Source organism: Flavobacteriales bacterium TMED191 (assembly GCA_002171975.2).
In the GTDB taxonomy this organism is placed as follows: Bacteria; Bacteroidota; Bacteroidia; order Flavobacteriales; family TMED113.
Window position 1 is genome coordinate 19,252 of sequence record NHIO02000024.1, and the last position, 23,767, is coordinate 43,018.

General features: G+C 29.0%; 22 protein-coding genes. 7 read left to right on the forward strand and 15 right to left on the reverse strand.

All coding sequences use genetic code 11. The features are described from left to right. Window positions 1-10 precede the first annotated feature (10 nt). Window positions 11-1,315, forward strand: coding sequence for an O-antigen ligase domain-containing protein (locus tag CBD51_002250; protein RPG59836.1), 1,305 nt, complete (start codon window positions 11-13; stop codon window positions 1,313-1,315). On the opposite strand, the gene alr is transcribed toward CBD51_002250, so the two are convergent. After that, complete coding sequence (gene alr / locus CBD51_002255) at window positions 1,296-2,411, reverse strand: alanine racemase (GenBank protein ID RPG59837.1); 1,116 nt, start codon at window positions 2,409-2,411, stop codon at window positions 1,296-1,298. The genes CBD51_002250 and alr overlap by 20 nt on opposite strands. Beyond that, window positions 2,401-2,946 (reverse strand): thymidine kinase, encoded by a 546-nt coding sequence (locus CBD51_002260; GenBank protein ID RPG59838.1) that lies wholly within the window; start codon window positions 2,944-2,946, stop codon window positions 2,401-2,403. The genes alr and CBD51_002260 overlap by 11 nt, the downstream gene beginning before the upstream one ends. A gap of 50 nt (window positions 2,947-2,996) precedes the next feature. Here CBD51_002260 and rsmI point away from each other — a divergent pair, with 50 nt between their 5' ends. Beyond that, window positions 2,997-3,668: a 16S rRNA (cytidine(1402)-2'-O)-methyltransferase gene (rsmI, locus tag CBD51_002265; protein RPG59839.1), complete on the forward strand. Its 672-nt coding sequence runs from the start codon at window positions 2,997-2,999 to the stop codon at window positions 3,666-3,668. Then, window positions 3,655-4,398, forward strand: coding sequence for a hypothetical protein (locus tag CBD51_002270; GenBank protein RPG59840.1), 744 nt, complete (start codon window positions 3,655-3,657; stop codon window positions 4,396-4,398). The genes rsmI and CBD51_002270 overlap by 14 nt, the downstream gene beginning before the upstream one ends. Here CBD51_002270 and dnaG read toward each other — a convergent pair. The 9 genes from dnaG to CBD51_002315 all read right to left on the reverse strand — a co-directional run bounded on the left by dnaG (window position 4,390) and on the right by CBD51_002315 (window position 12,734). After that, window positions 4,390-6,258, reverse strand: a complete 1,869-nt coding sequence (dnaG, locus tag CBD51_002275; GenBank protein ID RPG59841.1) for a DNA primase — start codon at window positions 6,256-6,258, stop codon at window positions 4,390-4,392. The two genes, CBD51_002270 and dnaG, sit on opposite strands and share 9 nt — an antisense overlap. Further along, window positions 6,259-7,227, reverse strand: coding sequence for a polyprenyl synthetase family protein (locus CBD51_002280; GenBank protein RPG59842.1), 969 nt, complete (start codon window positions 7,225-7,227; stop codon window positions 6,259-6,261). Beyond that, the gene (gene rlmN, locus CBD51_002285) at window positions 7,224-8,270 is read right to left on the reverse strand and encodes a 23S rRNA (adenine(2503)-C(2))-methyltransferase RlmN (protein RPG59843.1); all 1,047 of its coding nucleotides are present in this window, start codon (window positions 8,268-8,270) and stop codon (window positions 7,224-7,226) included. The genes CBD51_002280 and rlmN overlap by 4 nt, the downstream gene beginning before the upstream one ends. After that, on the reverse strand, window positions 8,267-9,034 hold the full coding sequence (locus CBD51_002290) for a 2-C-methyl-D-erythritol 4-phosphate cytidylyltransferase (protein RPG59844.1): 768 nt from the start codon (window positions 9,032-9,034) through the stop codon (window positions 8,267-8,269). The genes rlmN and CBD51_002290 overlap by 4 nt, the downstream gene beginning before the upstream one ends. 2 nt (window positions 9,035-9,036) lie before the next feature. Next, window positions 9,037-10,095 (reverse strand): tRNA preQ1(34) S-adenosylmethionine ribosyltransferase-isomerase QueA, encoded by a 1,059-nt coding sequence (queA, locus tag CBD51_002295; GenBank protein ID RPG59845.1) that lies wholly within the window; start codon window positions 10,093-10,095, stop codon window positions 9,037-9,039. 73 nt (window positions 10,096-10,168) lie between these two features. Further along, complete coding sequence (gene truB, locus CBD51_002300) at window positions 10,169-10,855, reverse strand: tRNA pseudouridine(55) synthase TruB (GenBank protein RPG59846.1); 687 nt, start codon at window positions 10,853-10,855, stop codon at window positions 10,169-10,171. After that, complete coding sequence (locus CBD51_002305; protein ID RPG59847.1) at window positions 10,852-11,637, reverse strand: undecaprenyl-diphosphate phosphatase; 786 nt, start codon at window positions 11,635-11,637, stop codon at window positions 10,852-10,854. Before CBD51_002305 ends, truB begins: the two co-directional genes overlap by 4 nt. After that, on the reverse strand, window positions 11,630-11,854 hold the full coding sequence (locus tag CBD51_002310; protein RPG59848.1) for a DUF3098 domain-containing protein: 225 nt from the start codon (window positions 11,852-11,854) through the stop codon (window positions 11,630-11,632). The genes CBD51_002305 and CBD51_002310 overlap by 8 nt, the downstream gene beginning before the upstream one ends. Before the next feature lies 1 nt (window position 11,855). Further along, window positions 11,856-12,734: an FtsX-like permease family protein gene (locus CBD51_002315; GenBank protein RPG59849.1), complete on the reverse strand. Its 879-nt coding sequence runs from the start codon at window positions 12,732-12,734 to the stop codon at window positions 11,856-11,858. A 93-nt stretch (window positions 12,735-12,827) separates the two neighbouring features. On the opposite strand from CBD51_002315, the gene CBD51_002320 reads away from it, so the two are divergent. The 4 genes from CBD51_002320 to CBD51_002335 all read left to right on the forward strand — a co-directional run bounded on the left by CBD51_002320 (window position 12,828) and on the right by CBD51_002335 (window position 18,829). Next, window positions 12,828-15,590 (forward strand): leucine--tRNA ligase, encoded by a 2,763-nt coding sequence (locus CBD51_002320; protein ID RPG59850.1) that lies wholly within the window; start codon window positions 12,828-12,830, stop codon window positions 15,588-15,590. A 22-nt stretch (window positions 15,591-15,612) separates the two neighbouring features. After that, entirely contained in the window at window positions 15,613-16,479 is an 867-nt protein-coding gene (locus tag CBD51_002325; GenBank protein RPG59851.1) for a DUF3108 domain-containing protein, read from the forward strand. A gap of 46 nt (window positions 16,480-16,525) precedes the next feature. Next, window positions 16,526-17,500, forward strand: a complete 975-nt coding sequence (locus CBD51_002330) for a tryptophan 2,3-dioxygenase (GenBank protein ID RPG59852.1) — start codon at window positions 16,526-16,528, stop codon at window positions 17,498-17,500. Next, a complete protein-coding gene (locus tag CBD51_002335) occupies window positions 17,501-18,829 on the forward strand; it encodes a hypothetical protein (GenBank protein ID RPG59853.1) in 1,329 nt (442 codons plus the stop codon). It begins immediately after the preceding gene. On the opposite strand, the gene ispG is transcribed toward CBD51_002335, so the two are convergent. The 4 genes from ispG to CBD51_002355 are packed head-to-tail and all read right to left on the reverse strand — an operon-like array spanning window position 18,801 to window position 23,757. Further along, complete coding sequence (gene ispG / locus CBD51_002340; GenBank protein RPG59854.1) at window positions 18,801-20,723, reverse strand: 4-hydroxy-3-methylbut-2-en-1-yl diphosphate synthase; 1,923 nt, start codon at window positions 20,721-20,723, stop codon at window positions 18,801-18,803. The two genes, CBD51_002335 and ispG, sit on opposite strands and share 29 nt — an antisense overlap. Before the next feature lies 1 nt (window position 20,724). Next, window positions 20,725-21,477 carry a cyclase family protein gene (locus CBD51_002345; protein RPG59855.1) on the reverse strand — a complete coding sequence of 251 codons (753 nt, stop codon included), beginning with the start codon at window positions 21,475-21,477 and terminating at the stop codon, window positions 20,725-20,727. 10 nt (window positions 21,478-21,487) lie between these two features. After that, window positions 21,488-22,615 (reverse strand): radical SAM family heme chaperone HemW, encoded by a 1,128-nt coding sequence (gene hemW / locus CBD51_002350; GenBank protein ID RPG59856.1) that lies wholly within the window; start codon window positions 22,613-22,615, stop codon window positions 21,488-21,490. Between the two features lie 2 nt (window positions 22,616-22,617). Then, window positions 22,618-23,757, reverse strand: coding sequence for a sensor histidine kinase (locus CBD51_002355; GenBank protein RPG59857.1), 1,140 nt, complete (start codon window positions 23,755-23,757; stop codon window positions 22,618-22,620). Window positions 23,758-23,767 lie beyond the last annotated feature (10 nt).

Here is a 23,767-nt window from a genome sequence, read left to right on the forward strand (position 1 = left end):
ATTTTAAATTTTGAACATTTATTTTAAAAAAATAAATATTAATAATTATTTGCTATTATTATTATCTGTATTTGTATCAGTATCTATTTACATATCGGATGTAATTATTATACTTTTATGCATCGCATGGATATCAAGTGGAGACCTAAAAGCAAAACTTCTAAAGTTTACTAAAACTCCAATTTTATGGTCTACTATTTTGTTTTTTTTGTACTTTTTAACAAGTTACATATGGTCAGAAAGCTCCATTTGGAATATAACTACACAAAAACAAGCATTAATCTTATTACTACCCATTTTGCATACTCTAAAGTTTGATGAAAGTTATATTACAAAAGCTAAATATGGATTTCTAATTGGACTATTTTTTAACATTCTATTATCATTATTTACATTTATATATCCAAAAAATAGCTTTTTTAAAAAAGGACATTATGATGATAATCTATTTGCACATAGTTTTATAGATCATTTTGATTACTCAATATTTTTATGTTTCGGAATAATACTAATTCTATCATTAATACAAAGAAATAAAAACAAGTATTATCTTATTATAATGATTATTTTTATAATTGCACTACTTAATTCTTACGGACGAATAGGGATTGTGTCATTGTTGATTTTCTTTCCAATTTCAATTTTATTACTATCAAAATCCAAATTTAATTTCATTTTATTATTCATAACACTCATTGTTCTATTATTATCATTTTATGTTTTTAGTCCATTTAAAAATCGTATTATTGATACCTTTAATAATATTGAAAGTATTTACTCCCCCCCATCGTTAGAACAAAAAATTGAATCAGATGCTATATATCTAAGCAAGCAGGAGGGCTTACCAAAAGAATTTTATATCAATCAGATTAAACACAACAGTGAGTGGATGGAATATATAAATAGTAAACAACCTCAATATCAAACAAGCATAGGACAAAGATATATCTACATAAAGAACTCAATATTGTTGGCTAAAAAAAAGCCACTTTTAGGTTTTGGGTCAAACCAATTTAAGCAAATCTACCAATTAAATTTTGATGATAAAACTATTAAACATCCGCACAATAATTGGATGTTTATTATAATTGAATTAGGTGTTATAGGTTTATTTCTAGCAATAATGATATTTTGGCATCATATTACTCAATACTTCAAGTCTAAAAATCAATCATTTCTGAAATTTATTTTTCCGCTATTTTTTATCTTAATAATGTGCACAGACAATTATTTTTTAAACCATAATACACTAACATTTTTTTGCTTATTTTCATTTTTAATTTATAATAATTGTACTAATTATAAACTCGCTTAATGCGTCGAGACAAAGTTGATATAATTTCATAAGGAATCGTATTTAATTCTCTTGCTAAATCCCAAATAGGTCTTTTTTCTCCAAAATATATAACATCATCACCAACTGAAATATCACCCGCTTCAGATAAATCAATTATACAACTATCCATTGAAATCTCTCCAACAGTAGGCAAGAACTTATCATTATAAAAAAATTTTAATTGACCTTTACCCCACTGCCGTTGAAGTCCGTCTGCATACCCAAAGGGCAAAATACCTATTTTTATTTTTTTTACCACCTTATGGCTTCTTTGATAACCAACAGTTGCTCCTGCGTTAACTGTTCTAATATCAGAAATAGCACATCTTAATTCGGCAATACAACGTAAATTTTTATTATTTGTAGCACCATAAAGTAAAATGCCTGTTCTTAATAAATGAGATTGGTCAAATTTAAATTTTCTTAAAAGAGCTGCAGAATTAAAAATATGATAATTGATATTATAATTAATTTTAGTTTTTAATGAATTTTCAACGTTTAAAAATTGATTGATTTGATGCATTGTAAAAGCATCGTCTTTAACGTTTTTAGATGAAGATAAATGAGAATAAATTGATTTGATTTTAACACTCTTTATTTTTTCTAATAGCTGAATTATTTTAGAGACAGCAGAAACATCAAACCCCCATCTATTCATACCAGTATTTAATTTGATGTGTATAGAAATAGTATCTCTAGAAAGAATTTGATTTAATTTTTCCTTTTGGATAAGTTGAATTAACATTGTTAATGTTGACGCATTGTGTATAACTGGCTCTAAATCATTTTCAAGAATTAGTCGTAAATTAGAAGAACTGGGATTCATAACCATAATCGAACAATTTACACCCTGATTCCTTAATCTTATTCCTTCATCAAAATCTGCTACACCGAAACGACATATACCTAAGCTTTGTAATTTTTTAGTAATAAATATATCGCCATGTCCATATGCATTTGCTTTCACCATGGCAATAATATTAGCACCATTAACATGGTGTTTTAAAAAGTTAACATTATATGCTAATTTTGAATAGTTAATATATAGCCTCGTTCCGTAAAATTTACTGTCCATTGGGAAAATTTATTTTTTGGAAACATGTTTCACAAAGTGCTTCGTAATAATTTTTATTTCCCACTAAAAATTGATCCTGAGAAACCATATTAGACCTGTGGGAATAAGTTGCTTCTTTGGAGCAATAATTACATACTGCTTTCAACCTAATCACAGAGTCAGATAGGGCAATAATCTCTTCCATACATCCAAAAGGTTTGTTTAAATAGTCCTTATCAAGCCCTGCGATTATAACATTTATATTTTTACTATTCAAATACTCTAAATCTTTAATAATAGATTTACTGAAAAATTGAGCTTCGTCTATCCCTACAACTTCAATATTAGTTAATTTTTCAAAAATATCCGATAAATTGTTAACTCGAATTGCTTGTTCGGCTATACCGCTGTGAGTAGATACTTGATTACCTTCAATCCGATTATCCATCATAGGTTTTATTAATAGGTATTTTACATTTAAAGAATTTAATCTTCTTAACAGTTCTGTTGTTTTACCAGCGAACATACAACCTGTAATAACTTGAAGGTGTTTCATGATTAGTTATAATTATATATATATTTAAAATTAGTAATTTCACAGTTAGTATGGAAAGACTTATTTATATAATTCCAACGCCTATTGGAAATTTAGAAGATATTACTCTTCGCTCAATAAGAATCTTAAGGGAATCCGACCTGATTCTAGTAGAAGACTCTAGAGTAACAAGAAAACTTTTACAGAAATATGATATTTCGACAAAAATGATGAGCTATCATGCTTTTAATGAACATAAAAAAATAGATTTAATAATTAGAAAAATAGATTCGGGTCAAAAAATATCTTTAGTTTCCGATGCCGGAACCCCTAGTATTTCTGACCCTGGATTTTTATTAATACGAGCTTGTATACAAAATGATATAGCTATATCTTGTTTACCTGGTCCAACAGCTTGTATAACTGCATTAGTTAAATCCGGTCTTCCAAGTGAAAAATTTCAATTTCACGGATTCCTGCCAGTAAAAAAGAAAAGAAAAAAATTGATAAATACAATTGCAAATTACGAAAACACTACAATTATCTATGAGTCACCTCATAAAATTTTAAAAACATTAAATGAACTACACATAGCTTGTGGTGAGAGAAATATAGTCGTCGTAAAAGAATTAACAAAAATATATGAAACTGCCTACAGAGGCAATATTCAACATGTCATAAATGATATTTCTAACTCTAAATTAAAAGGCGAATTTATAATACTATTAGATGGTAAAAAATAATAATAAAATTATTATTGCTGGCCCATGCGCTATTGAATCAAAAAAACAATTTAATGATACCATTGAAAATATCTATCATGAAACCGACATTATTCGATGTGGCGCATGGAAGGCTCGCACATCACCATATAGTTTTGCTGGTCGGGGTGAAAATTCACTTAAATGGATACAAAATGTGCAAAAAAAATTTAACGTTCGTTGTGCTATTGAAATTGGCACATTAAATCATCTTAATTTGGCTCTTGAATATAATATTAACACTTTTTGGATAGGGGCAAGAACAACATGCAATCCATTTACAGTTGAAGAGATTTCAAAAAAATTAAAAAATAAAAATGTGGAAATATGGATAAAAAATCCAATTTTTCCAGACATAAAGCTCTGGATAGGTGCTATTGAAAGATTCAAAAAAAATAAAAAAAACACAATTAAGCTGATACACCGCGGGTTTTTTCTTGAAAACTCGAAAAAATATCGCAACCAGCCTAGATGGGATTTGTTGAAAATAATTCGACAGGAATATCCGGAAATTCCAATTATTCATGACCCAAGCCATATTGCTGGAAATCGGGAATTAATTTACCCAATTTGTAAAAAGGCGCTAGAAAAAAAAGTAGATGGCTTAATGATTGAAGTGCACAATGAACCTGATAATGCACTAAGTGATTCTAAACAACAATTATCCCCGATTCAGTTTAAACAGTTATTAATCAGTCTTGGACTAAAATAACCTTCCTAGTTCTTTTTGGATTTTTTTCTCTAAGGAGCTGAGAGCGGAAAAATTCTGTAATAGTTGTTCATCATCTTTTTCAAGATTCTTTAGTTCTAATAAAGAATTTTGAACCATGTCTTGAACGCGCTTTAACTTAAACCTCAATATAGATTCCTTAGTTATCGAAAATAATCTATCTTCCTCTTCCAAAACAATAATATCTTTTTGTTTCCAATTACTTAATAGATACTTTTGTCCTATAACATAAGAAGCTAAATCCCTAATTGCTACATTATCATGAGCTAAAAAATTATCCTTAGAAATACTATCCTTAGACTGTAAATTATTTTTCACATATGACAAAACATCATTAAATAACGGAACACTAAATAATATATTATCTCTATCTAACTCTTGACATATAAATTCGGCAACATTAAATTTTTTTTCTTCAGAAGAAGTATAAGATGATGTTCCATAATTAATAAACAACCTTATTAACTGAAACTCTTCAATATATTTTGATTTTAAATCAGCAAGTGATTGAGTATCTGCTACTTTATCAGCAGCTTTTAAGTTCAATTTAGCTGTGTTTTTTTTGCTCGAAATAATTATTTTTTTTAATTCTATTTTTAAATCATTCTCGGAAATCTTTAAAATTTTTGCCGCTGCTCTTAAATGTAAAGCTTGTGATATCGCATCATCAATTAATGAGATAGATAATAAAATATCTTTGGTTGATTGTATTATATTAACTGTATCAGAAGTGTTGGATAGAGAATACTTATAAGTAATAAAATCAACTGTATTATCATTAAAATACCTAGATATATCCTCATAAGATTTATCCTTTACAAAAGAAGCTGGGTCATCATTATTAGGTAATTGTAAAATCTTAGGAAACATATTTTGTTTTAAAATTATATCGATCGCTTTTACAGTTGCTAATAAACCAGCATTATCTGAATCGAACATCATTACTAAATTATTGGTAAATCTTTTTATTAATCTTACTTGATCATTTGTTAAAGCGGTACCGCAATTAGAAACTACATTCTTAATGCCAGATTGATATAATGCAATAACATCAGTATAGCCTTCTACAACATAACAAAAGTCTAATTTTTTAATATGTTTTTTAGCTAAATGTAAGCCATATAATACTTTTGACTTTTGATATATTTCTGAACTATCTGAGTTAAGATATTTTGCTTTTTTAACATCTGATTCTAAAACTCTTCCTCCAAATCCTACAACCTGCCCTGTGATACTATGAATTGGAAATATTAATCTGCCCGAAAATCGATTTTGATATTTTTCATTTACTATACGTGTCTTTAATAAAAAATCTATGTTATATCCCGCTTTTTTGGTTTCAGCAACTAAATTCTTGTCCTTTATAGGGCAGAAACCTATATTAAATTCTTGAATTGTAGTATTTTTAAAACCGCGCGAATATAAATACTCTAAAGCATTATTATCTTTGCCTATTAAATTATTGCAGAAGTATTTCTCTGCAAAACTTAAAACTAACAAAGATGCTTCTCTTTCAGTTGCTTTTTTTTGTGCATCAGAATCAAGTTCTATATATTCTACATTGATGTTATATTTCTTAGCTAAGAATAACAATGCTTCAGGGTAAGAGTACTGCTCGTGTTCCATTAAAAACGAAACAACATTACCGCCTTTGCCTGAACTAAAATCTTTCCAAATTTCCTTAGTTGGAGAAACTACAAAAGATGGTGTTTTTTCGTCGTTAAATGGACTTAAACCCTTGTAATTTGCACCTGTTTTCTTTAGAAGAACAAATTCTGAAATTACCTCCTCTATAACTGCAGCACCAAAAATTTCATCTATAGATTTTTTCGAAATTCTCATCTATTTTTTTCTCTCAATTAAGTAGTCAAGTAAAGATAGTAATACTTTCTTATATACATTTTCATCAAAATTAGCGAGAATTGTTTTTGATTCCGAATAAAACTTCTCTACAACAGATTCTGCCATTTCTATGCCTTTATACTTTTTTATTAAATCATATACAATATATATGTCATGTGTTGTAGTGTTTTTGCTTCTTAAGATTTTATAAGCTTTTTGTTTTTCAATTAAATTCATTTGCCTAAATGATAATAATAATGGCAAATTTATTTTCCCTTCTTTTATATCATTCCCAAAAGACTTTCCGCTAATAATAGATTTATTTGTGTAATCTAAAATATCATCTTTAATTTGAAAAAGCACACCAATGTTCATTCCTAAATTTTTCAGATCAGTAATTGTATTTTTATTTACATTAGAATTAAGAGCTCCTATGGCAAAAGAAGTTTCAAAGAGAGAACCTGTTTTAAGCTTTATAATTTTATAAAAATCTGCCTCATTTAAATTTAATTTTTTTGTTTTTTCTATTTGAATTAATTCCCCCTCAACAATTTGCTGTACCACATTAGAAATTAAAGATAATATATCATAGTCTGAATGTTTAATAGCCAACTTAAGACCTTTTGCTAAAAAATAATCTCCTGATAAAACTGCAATTTTATTTTTCCATACAGTATTTATTGAAAAATTAGACCTTCTTAATTGTGCATCGTCAACTATATCATCATGAATCAAAGTAGCCGTATGTAATAACTCAACTAGAACAGCACCGCGATAAGTCTGAGGAGAAATATTATTTATTAAACCTGCAGATAATATTGTACAAATAGGTCTAATTTTTTTGCCCGGTGACTTATTAATATAATTTGTTACCCTATGTAACAAGGTAGCCTTGGTAGATAAAGCATCTTTAAACTGCTTATCAAATAAATTTAATTCTTTTCTTATGTCTTCTAAAATATTTATCACGTCTTATTTTGAGTTGCTAATTGACCGCAAGCAGCACCAATATCTTCACCCCTACTACGTCTCAACTTAACTAATATCTTATTTTTTTCTAATAAATCCATAAATATTTTAGTAGAACTAATCGAAGATTTTTCATAAGGCAAATTAGGAACTTTATTGTACTCAATTAAATTCACTTTACTAGGTGTTTTTTTACAAAAAGCAATTAAAGCATTAGCGTCTTCAATAGAATCATTAACACCCTTCAGCAATATATATTCATAAGTAGGTTTTATTTTAGTTTTAGTATAAAAATAATTAATCGCAATCGCTAGATCTTGTAAATTATTTGACTTATTTATTTCCATAATTGAAGTTCTTTTTTTATCATTCGCTGAATGTAAAGATATTGCCAAATTGAATTGAGGATTTAAATCAGCAACTTTTTTAATTATTTTAACAATACCAGCAGTCGACACTGTAATTCGCTTAGATGATATATTAAGACCCTGTTTTGAAGTAATATGATTAATACTATGCAATACATTAGTACTATTCAAAAAAGGCTCTCCCATCCCCATATATACAATATTTGTAATTCTTTTTTTATATTTTTTTAAAGCAAATTCATTTATTAAAAAAACTTGATCGTAAATTTCTCCCGGTGATAAATTCCTATATAATTTTAATTTACCAGTGGCGCAAAATTCACAAGCTAAACTACAACCTGCCTGGGATGATATACATGCTGTATATCGGTCTCCTTGGGGAATTAAGACGCCCTCTACTATTTTATTGTTCTCAAGCTGAAATAAAAATTTTATCGTTCCATCTCGACTAATTTTATGGCTATGAAGTGTTAGGCTCTTAATACAAAAATTTTTACTTAATAATTCTCGATCATCTAATGAAAGATTTGTCATTAAATTAAAGTTTAATACTCGATACTTCCATAACCACTCATACACCTGGTTAGCCCTAAATCGAGGTTTTTTATGCAAATCAAAAAAATCCTTTATTTTCGAGCTATTTAAAATTCGAATATCTTTAATTAATTGTTTCATTGCATACTTTTATAAAAGTCATATATAAATGGAGCCAAGTAATAATCCATTGGTGATGTAATTTTAATATTATACTCACGACCCGGGACTTGATTTATTGACGGATCTTTCGGGGATTTAAATTTTTCATAAACAGATGCATCATCAAAAATTCCATTTAATATATAACTTGAATCTCCACTTATTGAGCGTAATTGATGCAGCTTCTCATAACAACTCTTAATTATGTTACAGTTAAATACTTGAGGTGTTTGAACTGTTTTATAAAATGATCTGTTCATAGAATTAGATTTGTTTTTATTATTTAAGGACTCTTGACTTGAATCTCTCCTTAAAGCATTTTTTAAAGGTAGTACAGGGATTGCACTTCCATTTAGCCTAGCACTATTTATTAACTCTTGAATAAAACTTTTGTCAATGAAGGGTCTTGCTCCATCATGAATACTTATAATATCTTCCGTGCAACATTCATTTTCACTTACTATCTTCTTTATACCTAAATATGCAGTATCTAATCTTTTATTACCACCCTCAAAAATTAGACTATTTATATTGAAACCATATTTTTTACATAAACCGTCCCATTCAGATAAATTGCTTTTTGGTAAACCAATATAAATTTTGCATGTCGGGTCAGAAGCGAAAAAAGCACTTATACTATGCATTAATAAAGGCATGTCATTTATCTCTAAAAACTGTTTAGGAGTCGAATTATTCATTCTAGTGCCTTGACCACCACCTAATATTAAAACATAATGAGCCATGATTAAATTATCAACATGCAATCACCGTAACTTAAAAATTTATATTTTTCTTTTACAGCTTCTTTATAAGCTCTCATAATTAAATCATGGCCAGCAAAAGCAGAAACTAACATTAAGACTGTAGATTTTGGATCATGAAAATTAGTCAATAATGAATTAGCAATCTGAAAATTGTATGGAGGGAAAATAAACTTATTTGTCCAACCCTCAAAAGGTTTTAAGGTTTGATAAGAGGATACTGGTGTTTCCATAGCTCTAATTGAAGTTGTTCCAATTGCACAAATACGTCTTCTATTTTTTATGCCATTATTAATTACATCGGCAACATTAGAGTTAATAAACACCTCCTCCGAATCCATTTTATGTTTTGACAGATCTTCTACCTCAACTGGACGAAAAGTTCCTAATCCAATATGGAGAGTTATTTCAGGTAAATGAACCCCTAAAATCTCAAGTTTTTTTAATATAATTTTACTAAAATGTAAGCCTGCTGTTGGCGCAGCTACTGCACCCTTATGCTGAGCATAAACGGTTTGATACATTTCTTCATCATGTTTAGTGGGCTCTCTATTTATATATTTAGGCAATGGAGTTTGGCCAAGCCTCTCAATTGTGCTTTTAAATTCTGAGTAGGGGGCATCATGTAAAAATCTTAATGTTCTACCTCTGGATGTAGTATTATCAATCACCTCAGCGATTAATTCGTCATTTTCCCCAAAATATAATTTGTTTCCAATTCTGATTTTTCGAGCAGGATCAACAAGAACATCCCACAGTCGACTTTCTTTATTTAGCTCTCGCATTAAAAAAACCTCAATTTTTGCACCTGTTTTCTCTTTGTTTCCATATAATCTGGCGGGAATTACCTTAGTGTTATTTAAAACCATAACATCATCCTCATTAAAATAATCTAAAATGTCTGTGAATTTTCTATGCTCTATTTTTCCAGAATCTCTATGAATAACCATCATTCTTGATTCATCTCTATTAATAAGCGGATCAATGGCTAACAGTTCTGGTGGCAATTTAAAGTCGAAATGGGATAATTTTAGCTTTATCATTAGATTCTTTTTTTACAGAATATGGACGCAAATATACAAAATTATCAAATGTGATTTTTTTTAATTAAATAGGTCATAAAAAATTCTTAATATTTTCAATACTTAAAGCATCTTCTAATTTATATTCCCCTACAGATACCCTAGATAAAGCATGTAAATAGGCTCCACAACTCAAATCCTTACCAATATCATTAGCCAATGATCTAATATAAGTGCCCTTACTACATTTTATTTTAAACTTAACAAATGGCAAGTCGACAGCTATTAAGTCCAAGCTATAAATAGTTATTTTTCTTTTTTTTATATCAATATTTAACTCTCCTCTACGTGCTTTTTTATATAATGGTTCCCCCTTATGCTTAATTGCTGAAAAAATAGGAGGAACTTGAGAAAGTTCTCCAATAAAATTTGAAAATGATTTTAAAATTTGACTGTTAGTAATAAAATTATATTCTTTTATTTCTTTTTCTTTTGTTTCACTATCAAAGCTGTCAGTAATAGCTCCTAATTTTAAAGTGCCTATATATGTTTTGTCAAGATTTATAAAACTATTAATAGTTTTTGTTCTATCTCCTGTGCAGATGATTAATAAACCAGTAGCTAGAGGATCTAAGGTTCCAGTATGACCTACTTTAATTTTTTGTAAATCATATTTCTTTTTCATTAAACTCCTGATGTTTTTAACTACATCAAACGATGTCCAATTAATTGGCTTATTAACGAATATAGTCTTTGATATTTGCTTATTAATCAAACTCATACAAATAACAAAAAACCACACCCAATACAGATGCAATAGTATCCAAAATATTTTAGATTCTTTTTTTGAACAATTGATATCATATATTTACAAGCAAATAGACCTGAAAAAAAAGCACTTATAAAAGCAATTAATAAACCTTGAATCTCAACATCATTACTTGAATCAGTTGTGATAAATTCAACTAATTTAATTAGTGTACCTCCCAGTATCGGTACAAGAGCCATTAGAAATGAAAATTCAGCTGCTTTTTCTCTCTTCACCTTGCAACATAAGGCCGCAGTAATTGTAAATCCAGAACGAGAGATTCCAGGAATGATTGCAATAGCTTGTGCACAACCAATCAAAAAAGCATTAGAAAAAGTTATATCTCCATTTGATGGATTTATAAAATTAGTATAAATTAAAATTACACCAGTAATAATTAGCATTAGACATACTAAATTAATTGCATTAGTAAAAAGTAAGTCAATTTGACTATTAAACAACAAATAAATAATAATTGTCGGAATGGATGATAAAAGAAGCTTCAATATAAAGCTGGTATCATCTATATTTTGATTTATTAAACCCACTATAATCTGCTTAATACGCTCAAAGTATACAATAGATGTACTTAATGCCGTAGCAAAATGAACAGTAATAAATAATAAAAGTGGTTCTTCTTGAGCAAGATTAGAAATGTGTGAAAAGATCTCTAAGTGGCCACTACTACTTATAGGGAAAAACTCAGTTAAACCTTGAATCAATCCCAATATAAAGTATTTTAATTCATCAATCATTATAAAATATTGCAAAGCCCAAGCCAATATATCCAACAATAACTATTATGGGAGCTATTATAATTCTTTTAGTAGAGAATATCTCTTCATTAAATTCAAAATCGGTAGTCCCGCCGCCACCTTTCATTAATAGAAAGCCGATGATAATTATCACTATACTAATTATTAACAATAAATAATTAGATTTATTAAAAAGAAAAGTGTTTTTATTTGACATACTATTTATATAAATCTTCTGTATTTAAATTTAAGTACTTTCTTACAAAAATCCATGTACTAAAAAACGAAATCAACAAATTAATTCCACAAATAGCAAAAGTTAAATAAATTAATTGATAAATAGAAAACATGTTTTTTAGTTCTGGGAATTTATCAATGGCAAGTGATAAAAAAACCATTAAAATTAGATTTCCTACCAAACATGCTAAAATAGTAGATTTTAAATTTGATATTAAAAATGGTTTCTGTATAAACTTTTTAGTAGCCCCTACTAGTTGCATGGTCTTAATATTAAATCTTTTTGAATATATTGTTAATCTAATATTACTATTAATTAAAGCAAAAGCAATTATAAAAAATAATATAGCCATGAATAATAATAGAACTCCTAATCTAGTGAAATTTTTCTCCAATAAAGCAATGAGATTTTCATCATATATTACCTCTTTAACTTCTGAATAATACATGAATTCATTTATTTGACTCTGAGAAGTAGTCCGGATTAAAAAGTCAGAAAAAAATCTCACCTCAATAATATTAGATAGTGGATTACCACCTAAAACCTTTAAAAAATCTTGACCTAAATTATTAGCTAAAAGATTAGCTGACTCTTCTCTTGAAATAAAATCAACTGATTTTACATTAGGCATTAAAATTAAGGACTTAATTAATTGCTGAATTTGTATCTCCTCAATTGACTCCTCAATAATTAAATTAAAACTCACATTTTCTTTCAAATTAGTCTCAAGCGTATTGTAATTTATAGCAACTAAACCTAATACTCCCATAATCAAAACAGAAAATGTAGTGGCTAAAAAAATTGATATTCGAGAATTTATAACCCTAATTTTAAAAAAGTTCTCTGTTTTCAAACTCATAAAATATAATTTTAACTAGTTGAAGATTTTTCATAAATCAATGTAATAAATTATTTATTAATATTTACATTTATCATATTATAATAATATCTTATGGATTATAACTTTGAAGAAATAGAAAAAAAATGGTCGAAAGAGTGGAAGGCAAAAAATATCTATCGAGTTACAGAAGATCCAAATAAAAAAAAATTTTACGTCTTAGACATGTTCCCATATCCATCCGGAGCTGGTCTTCATGTCGGTCATCCACTAGGTTATATTGCATCTGATATATATGCAAGATTTAAAAGATTAAATGGATATAATGTTTTACATCCAATGGGTTATGATTCCTTTGGACTACCAGCAGAACAATATGCCATTGAAACCGGACAACACCCAGAAATCACAACAAAAAAAAATACAAGTAAATATAGAGAGCAACTTGATAAAATTGGCTTCTCTTTTGATTGGGAAAGAGAAATTCAAACCTCTAATCCCAACTATTATAAATGGACACAATGGATTTTCAAACAACTATTTGACTCCTACTATTGCAATATAAATGATAAGGCTCGTGATATTTCAGAGCTAATTGATGAGTTTGAAAAAAGTGGAAATAAAAAAGTCCAATCTTCATGCAATGAGGATACACCTCTTTTTAGTGCTGAACAATGGAGCAGCTGGGATGAAAAAAAACAACAAGAAATTCTCTTAAAATATCGTTTAGCATATTTATCAGAAACATGGGTGAATTGGTGTGAGAGCTTAGGTACTGTTTTAGCTAATGATGAAATAAAAGATGGTTATTCCGAGAGGGGGAACTTCCCTGTTGAACAAAAAAAAATGAAACAATGGTCCTTAAGAATCACTGCATATGCAGAAAGATTAATATCAGGACTAAAATCAATTGATTGGTCCGACTCCATTAAAGAAGTTCAAAAAAATTGGATAGGCAAGTCTGAAGGTGCATCTATTTATTTTAAAACACATAATCATGAAAGTTCCATTGAAGTTTTTACAACCAGACCTGACACAATCTATGGTGTATCATTTATAGTTTTAGCACCAGAGCATGATTTAGTAAAAAAAATTATGACTTCCCAAACAGCTCCATTTGTCGAAAAATATTGTAATCAAATCAAATTAAAAACCGAAAAAGAAAGACAATCAAATATTAAAAATATAACGGGAGTATTTTCTGGTTCGTATGCAATTCACCCATTCACAAAAAAGAAATTGCCTATTTGGATTGCCGAATATGTCCTAGCTTCTTATGGTACTGGTGCAATTATGGCTGTTCCCTGCGGTGACCAAAGAGATTGGAATTTTGCCAAACATTTCAATTTAGAAATCCCTAATATTTTCGACAAAAAAAACATTAGTGAAAAAGCTTGTACAGATAAATCAGCTACTATTACCAATTCAAGTTTTTTAAACGACTTAAAGGTTCAAGAAGCAATAAAAGTAGCAATTCAAGAAATTGATAAACAAAAAATTGGTGTACGAAAAACAAATTATAGAATTAGAGACGCTATTTTTAGTCGTCAAAGATATTGGGGGGAACCATTTCCTATATANTATAAACATGATACACCTTATTTAATTAACGAGAATACGTGTGTCAAACTGCCACCTGTAAATAAATACCTGCCTGACGAAAATGGAAATCCTCCTTTAGCAAGGGCAAAAAAAGAAGATTGGAATATATTTAAGGGTGATAAAATGGAATTTAGTACTATGCCTGGATGGGCAGGATCATCATGGTATTTCCTGAGATTTATGGACCCTAATAATGACTCCGAATTTGTTAATAAAGCAAAAGCTGATTACTGGAAACAGGTAGATTTATATGTAGGGGGTGCTGAACATTCGGTTGGCCATTTATTATATTCGCGATTTTGGACAAAGTTTTTATTTGATAAAAACTATATTGATTTTGACGAGCCTTTTAAAAAACTAATAAACCAAGGCATGATTCTAGGTAGATCCAGTTTTGTTTATCGAATAAAAGAAACAAATACATTTGTTACTGTTGAAAAAAAAGACCAATACGAAACTAGTAAAATTCATGTAGATATTGAACTTGTTGAAAATGACATTTTGAATATTGAAAAATTTAAAAATTGGCGATCTGAATATAAAAACACCAAATTTATTCTTAATCAAGACAATAATTATGTGTGTAGTTATGAAATTGAAAAAATGTCCAAATCCAAATATAACACACAAAACCCTGATGATTTAATTAATCAATTTGGAGCTGACACGTTAAGAATGTATGAAATGTTTTTAGGTCCAATAGAGCAATTTAAACCATGGGATATCAAAGGGATTAATGGTGTCCACAATTTTATAAAAAAATTATGGCGGTTAGTAAATAATCCGAATTTGTCAAACTCAAGCCCCAGTCACGAAGAATATAAAATTATCCACATATGCATTAAAAAGATAACAAATGATTTAAAAAGGTACTCGTTTAATACTGTAGTAAGCCATTTAATGATTTGTTTAAATGACCTTACAAAGATTGGTTGTTATAAAAAAGAAATTATTGAATTATTTGTTATTTTACTTTCACCATATGCACCATTTATTTCAGCGGAAATATGGCAAATACTTGGCAATAAAAACTTAATTAATGACGCTAAATGGCCGGTCCACGACGAAAAGTATTTGCTGGAAAACACTAGTAATTATGCGGTTTCATTTAATGGTAAAGTTCGCTTTAATATAGAGCTGGATAGTAATTTGTCAAAAGAAGAAATTCAAAATTATATATTAAAATATCCCAAAACTGAAAACTACGTAAAATCTAAATCAATAAATCGAATTATTATTGTTCCAAAAAAAATAATTAACATAGTTTTTGACTAAAAACATGTGTTTTTTTTAAAAAATGAGCGAAAATGAATTAAAAATGAGCGAAAATGAATTAAAAATGAGCGAAAATGAATTAAAAATGANGAAAAAAAATTTAAAAAAAACTTTGTTTTTATTTATTTTTATCGTGTTTTTTTTATTTTTTAGCCAAAAAAACACTGCTTTTAATAAGTTTTACCCCCTTTTAGACGAAAAAATTAAAATTAATTCAAAGAAAGCTGCATTTCTAAGCGGAGAAAAATTAAACTACAAAATCACATACGGGCGAAAAAATAAAAAAACCGGAGCACTAACTGCTGCAAACGCACACCTAAGTGTCATAGACACAATTTATAATAATAAAGCTGCGTATTTTTTAAATGCATTTGGGAAAACCACTAAACTATTCAGCCTTTTTATGAAAGTCGAACACCACTATAGTTCTATAATTGACACTGCTAACCTAAACACAATGTGGTATTCTATGGATATAAAAGAAGGAAAATACTATCAAAAAACACAACTAAGGCTTAAAGCTGATTCATTATTAACAACACAAAACAATGATTTACTTGGCTTAGGATACAGACTTCGCAAAACAGAAAATTTAAAAAGTCAAATTGGAGATACAATATTTTTTGATTACCATTACCAAGACCGATACTATAAATCTCATTTAAAAATCATNAAAGAGGAAATAATCAAAACAAAATTTGGAAAAATTAAAGCTTTGAAATTGTCCCCTCTACTGGAAAAAGGTAGAGTATTTAAAAGTGAATCTGGAGCGTTTATCTGGGTAAGCTCTGATAATATGCGCATTCCACTAAAAATAGAATTACCAGTACTTGTGGGGTCTATTTATGTTAGTCTTGATTCTTATCAAAACACTTTGTTTTATTTCTAGGTTTAATTTATTATTTATACTATCTTTTTAATGTATTACTACAATAATGGAAGATAAAAAACTACTTGAAAAGATAAAGCTTCTAGCTGACAAATACTCAGCAACTGGACAGGACCTGTATTCATATCTTGATGGACTACTATATTCCGATTATGTTGGATACTGGAACTATATTAAATTAGACACCCTGTTGTCCTTGCAAAAACCTAAAACTGACTTTCCTGATGAGCAAATATTTATAATATACCATCAAATAACTGAACTATATTTAAAATTATGTCTTAATGAGATCGAACATATAAATAAAAATGGTAGAAATGTGCTAGACACAGGTGAGGATCTAGGCTGGAAGAAAAGTCTGAAATTAGATTTATTTATAGAGAAAATGAAAAGACTGAACCGATATCTAAATAAGATGATAGAATCATTTGATATTATGATTGAAGGAATGGAGAAAGAACAGTTCTTAAAGTTTCGAATGGCTTTACTACCAAGTAGCGGCTTCCAAAGTGTTCAATTTAGAATGCTCGAAATAAGATCTACATATCTTCAAAATCTTTCAAACAAGTCTAACGTTAAAAAAACACTTAATGAGGAATATGATAATTTATACTGGAAAAGTGGGGCTAATGAATTATCAACTGGCAAAAAAACATATACCCTAAAACAATTTGAAAGACAATATAATGAAAGACTATTGAAACTATGTAATAAGATGAGTTCAAGAAATATTTTAGCCAAATACAACGAGCTTTCAAAAAAAGACAAGGAAAATAAAAAGTTAATTAGTTTACTAAGAGAGTTCGACGTCAATGTTAATGTTAATTGGAAATTAGCACATTATAAATCTGCNATCAAGCATCTTAAAAATAAAAATAAATTTATAGACGCAACAGGAGGCACTAATTGGCAGTCATATTTACCACCTAAATTTCAAAAGATCATTTTCTTCCCAATCCTTTGGTCAGATAAAGAAAAAGAAGAGTGGGGGAAATCGTGGATAGAATCAAGTATTAAATAAATGAGACTAAGTTATCTTTGCATACTAATCTTAATTATTACCGCTTGTAAAACGAGTGTCAAAAAAAAAGATCCTAAAGTATATAATGCTACGCTTGAGATAGAGAAAAACNTATATTACAATATTGACACTACAAATTTATTTATTATAAATAAAACTGTACAAAAGAATGAGAATGTAGGAGAAATACTAAATAGAAATAATGTTGACTTTGTTCAAATTGATAAGATTGCTAAATTATCTAAAGGTGTTTTTGATCTCAGAAATGTTAAAGCAGGAGCTAAATACACAATTATATTTGCTGACACTGCTTTTACCATCCCGAAACATTTTATATATGAGATAAATAAAGTTGATTTTTTAGTTGCTAACTTACTAGATACTACAAATGTATATATCGATCACAAAGAGCTTACAATTAAAGAAAAAACGGGATCTGGTATAATTAACTCATCATTATGGTATGCAATGGAAGAAAGCAATTTGTCAGCAAAACTTGTAAACATCTTTGCTGACGAAATATATCCATGGACGATAGATTTTTTTAGAATAAACCCAGGTGACAAATTCAAAGTCATTTATGATGCGAAATACGTCGATGGGGAATTTATTGGAGTAGGCAAAGTTCATGCTGCTGTTTTTCATACAAACAATAAAGAATACTATGCATTTGCATTTAATGAACTAGGGGAATTTGATGACTATTTTGATGAGTCTGGTAATAACTTAAGAAAGTTTTTTCTTAAAGCCCCCGTATCATTTACCCGTATCTCGTCTAGATTCACAACGAAAAGAAAGCATCCCGTAACAGGAAGGTGGAAAGGTCACTTTGGAACAGATTTCGCCGCACCCATTGGAACTCCAATATACAGTACGGCAGATGGTGAAGTGATTGAAGTATCATATAATCGATATAATGGCTACTATGTAAAAATACGTCACAATTCAACATATACAACCCAGTATTTACATATGGATAAGTCAAGTAAAAAAATATGGTCTAAAAATAATATCAAAAAAGGCAAGCGCGTTTCCCAAGGAGTGGATATAATAGGCTATGTAGGGCGATCTGGCCAAGCCACGGGTCCTCACGTTTGTTACCGATTTTGGAAGAATGGAAAGCAAGTAGATCCATTTAAAACAAAACTTCCTGATTCTAAACCAGTGAATCAGTCTAAAAAAGAAGAATTTGAGACTGTTAAAAATAATTGGATTGGAAAACTTAAAACTATTAATTATCCAAATGAATACTTTGATNTAGATTCAATTAATGCCATATCCTTAAAGTCGGCATTCAAAACTAATCAATCCAATCTCCATGTTCTTTAATGAGGGATATTAATTCGTTTATGGCATCATCTGTAGGAATATTTTTTTTTACCACCTCTTTTTGTTTATATAAACTAATCTTGCCTGGACCGGTCCCTACATAGCCATAATCTGCATCAGCCATTTCTCCAGGTCCATTGACAATGCAGCCCATTACACCAATCTTTAATCCTTTGAGATGGCCGGTAGCCGCTCTAATTTTTGCAGTGGTTTGCTCCAAATCAAATAAAGTTCTCCCACAAGAGGGACAAGATATATATTCAGTTTTTGAAATTCTAGTACGAGTTGCTTGTAAAATATCAAATCCGAGTTGATTGACTTCACGTTTACTACAGTTGTTTTTGGCTACAATAAAAACTCCATCACCCAATCCATCTAATAAAAGACTGCCAATATCAATAGATGATTCTATTTGCAATATATTTTTAGATAAATTATTATATGAGCGACTAATAATTATTGGATTTAAAATACTATTATTCATTAACNTAACAAACATCTTTCTTTGTTCAAAAATAACATTACTCTGATTAGCCTCAATTAATAAAACAGCTGTTGAATCTATCTTTAATTTAGATATTAAGTCTGTATTTAGATCATGTAAACAAACGCATATAATGTTTAGAAAATTAGATAGTTTAGAAGCATTCAAATATTCATAAGCTGATAAAACTGGGTAGCCCTTTTTATGGCTTTGCCATGTTTTATAATTGTAAAGCAACCTCAAAGTACCAGGGATCTCAAAACCTATATCATTATCACCTAAAAATAAATAGTCACAAGCCGCATCGCTAATTGTCCACTTATCTAGTATTGCAGAGTATCTATATCCAACCGAAATTAAATTATCTACATCTATCTTTTTTGGACTTGAAAAATCAGAAATTACAATTGGACTATTATTGCCTCCAATATTAAAAATTGAAAATGAATTTCGTTTTGCATAAGCAAAAGGATTAATAGGGTTTTGCTTAACCTCTTTAAAATTTATGTGATCTTTTTTATTATCAATATACTGTGTTATTAGTTTTGCTGTAGGAATTTCATTTTCGGGTGCTTCTGTTAATGAAACTCTAATAGTATCACCAATGCCATCCATTAAAAGTGATCCTATTCCTATTGCAGACTTTATTCTACCATCATCACCTTCTCCAGCCTCTGTAACTCCTAAGTGCAAAGGATAAAACATATTTTCTTTTCTCATTTTATTAACAAGTAGTCGGTATGCCTGAATCATAATAATCGGATTACTTGCCTTCATGGAAAGAATTATTTGATTATAATTGTATTTTTCACAAATACGAACAAACTCTAGAGCAGACTCAACCATACCTAATGGTGTATCGCCATATTGCGACATGATTCTATCCGATAAAGACCCGTGATTAGTACCTATTCGCATAGCTGTACAATGAGTTTTACAAACTTCTATAAGTGGCACTATTTTTTCTTCTATCCTTTTTAACTCATCNTGATACTGGGTATGAGAATAATTATGCGTTTTAAATCTTTTTTTATCTGAAAAATTGCCTGGATTAATTCTCACTTTTTCTACAATTTTTGCAGCTTCAATAGCAGCATTTGGAGTAAAGTGTATATCAGCAATCAATGGATGGCNATAACCCTTTTTAATTAATGAGTTTTTAATATTATATAAATTTCTAGCATCTTTAATACTCGGAGCTGTTAATCTAATGAGTTCAGCACCCGCTTTAATTAAACTAATTACCTGATTTACAGATGCCTCCGTATCCATTGTATCTGTTGTTGTCATTGACTGTATCCTAATTGGATTACTGCCCCCAATTCCAACCTCACCCACTAAAACCTCATGGGTTTTTAAGCGTGAGTAATTTGTAATGCTATTACAATAGCTAGTCTTTGTCCAATTCAATTTATTCAACTTTTTTAAGATTAAAAATTATTGGTCTACTTGGGGATGCATCATTTTCAAAAGGCACAAATTGAAGATTCAATAGAAATAAGCCATCTTTTATTAATTCAGAAACATATATTAGCTCTGTAATTGTGCAATCAATTCTTGGTTGTTTAGGATATCTCCAAAAAGCTTTATGCCCCTCTAAAGCTCCTCCATCTTTTTCCTTATCAATAGAGGGTAAATCTACTAATAAATGTTTTATTCCTATATCTACAATGTATTCTATAGCTGATTTTAAAAAGTATGGAGGGTTGGTATTTGAATAATTTTTAGATTTCTTAAGATCACTATTTGGTAATGTTCTAATTATTAAAGTATCTATATTTTCGTCCTTACTCACCAACTTTTGAATGCTCTCTTTGTTTATTACAAAATCCGAATTTATATTTACTGGCTTCATTGATATAAGCTTTGAGACAAAAAAGAATTTTGTTAAATTGTCATTTAATGACTCTTTTCTGGACGAAATATGGCCTATAGATTCCGTATGAGTACCATGTGCATGAGGGTTGAAATGTATATTATTAAAATTAACTGGAGCTCCTTCATTTACATCAGCAACCCAATCAACCGTAGAAACAGGTGATATTTTTAAGTTTGGAACGTGCCATGCTAATACACTATTTGAATGCATAGGTATAGAGAGATCTAAAGGATTATCTAAATCCGCTAAATACTCTATATTATTATGATAAATAGTCGTTTTCATATTTAATTTGTTAAATTAAAAATAATTGAGATGAAATACTATCCGCAAATAATATTCCTTTTTTAGTAAGATGTAATATATTTTCTTTTCTTGTAAAAAAACCTGCTCTTTCCAACTTCGATGATTCATTAATAAATTGTTTATATTCCTCATAAGTCATATTATCTGAAAAAAACTGTAAGTCTAATCCACTAAATGTTCTTACACTTGTAAGAATATGCTCATTCATGATGTTTTTTTTAGTTAAAATTTCCTTTTCATAAAATACTTGATTTGTTTTTATTTTTTCACAATAAATCGAATTATTTTTTACATTCCACTGCCTGGATTTACCATTATATGAGTGGGCTGAAGGACCAATGCCTAAATAATAGGTTTTATTCCAATAATTTTTATTATGTTGAGATTGATAATTTTTAAAAGCAAAATTTGAAAACTCATAATGAATATATCCTGAATCAATTAAAATCTCACGAGCTTTTAAAAAATGCTTAACTCCTTGGTCAGGATCTAGTGGCTTACATTTATTATTCTTAATAAAATTAAATAAAGCTGTTTTTTTTTCGACTGTCAAGCAATAACATGAAATGTGTTGAATTTTATATTCTATTAATGTTTGCAAATTACGCGTCCATCCTTCGATGCTTAATTGTGGATATCCGTAGATTAAATCCGCATTAACATTTTTTATGTTTGATTCTCTTATAAGGTCCAATGCATCAAGTGCCTGTTTACTATTGTGGGCACGATTCATGAATTTTAGATCCTCATCAAAGAAAGACTGAATACCAATACTCAGTCTATTGACACCACAAGTTTGCCACTCACGTAATTTGTTTAATGAAACATCCTCAGGGTTGACCTCAATAGTACATTCAAATTCCTTATCAATATTATAATTGCTTTTAATTAATTTAAGAATATCAACAATATAATCAACAGGAATAATGGATGGTGTACCGCCTCCAAAATAAACTGTATTAATAGTTTGACCCTCTAAATAATTTTTTTGAATAGTTAGCTCTTTTTTTATACAACTTATAACAGTACGCAAATTTTTTAGTGATGTGGAAAAATGAAAGTCACAATAGTGGCACGCCTGTGAACAAAATGGAATATGAATATATATTCCTGCCATAGCTACTTATTTAAAACTATTCTAATAATAGTCTCTTGATTTGGAGTAGATTTTAATAAACTTACATCTCCCTTATGATAATCTTTAATAATTCGCTTTACTAAAGATAGACCTAATCCCCATCCTCTTTTTTTTGATGTGAATCCTGGCTCAAAGATCTGCTTGGAAAGAGTTTTCTTAACGCCTCTACCATTATCAATGATATCAATAAAAATTGTTTTCTTATTTTCTATTATTTTAACCACAATTTTTCCAGTTTCATTAATTGCGTCCATAGAATTTTTAATAATATTTTCTATAACCCATTCAAATAAATCAAGATTTATTTTAGCATTAACTTGTGGAGAATTTGAAATCAATCTTATAGATATTTTTGAAGATGCTCGTTTTTGCATATAATTAATAGAACTATCTAAAACTGGAATTAAGTTAATCTTATTTAATTTTGGTAGAGAACCAATCTTAGAAAATCTAGATGCAATTACTGATAACCTTGACAAATCTTTTTCTATTTCAGATGTTACTGATTGTTCTATTTTATTTTCTTTTAAATACTCTAACCAGCCCAATAAAGATGAAAGGGGTGTCCCTATTTGGTGTGCTGATTCTTTAGCCATGCCTGTCCAAACCTTATTCTGTTCTGCAATCCTGGCATTACTAAAAGCAAAATATGCAATAATGATAAAAGCTGCTATAATCGACAAAATAAAAAAAGGAAAATTTTTTAAATTCTGTAGCAATCTTGAATCCTTATAATAGATGTATTCTTTAGTCCCATTTATTAATTCTATTTCAATTGGAAGATATTTTCTCTTCATTAGCTTGACCTGCTTTTGCAACTCATCTTCTGTGTGGGGCTTGTTAATATTTCTATGAGCAATTATATCTCCTAGTTCATTGACTTGAATTACAGGGACTGTAGTATTATTATTAACAACTTCAAAAACAAAACCAACATCGTAATTTGAGTTGTTCATATCCGAAAGCTCTTTTGTTGCTTTGGCCCATAGAGCAACTTTTTTCTGTTCTTCTATTTTTAATTTATTTGCAAGATTATTAGTATACCAAAGAGTTGTAGCAACAATACAAAAAGCTAATAAAACCAATAATTTTGACGTATGTCCACTTGATTTTAATTCCATGTAACTAAAT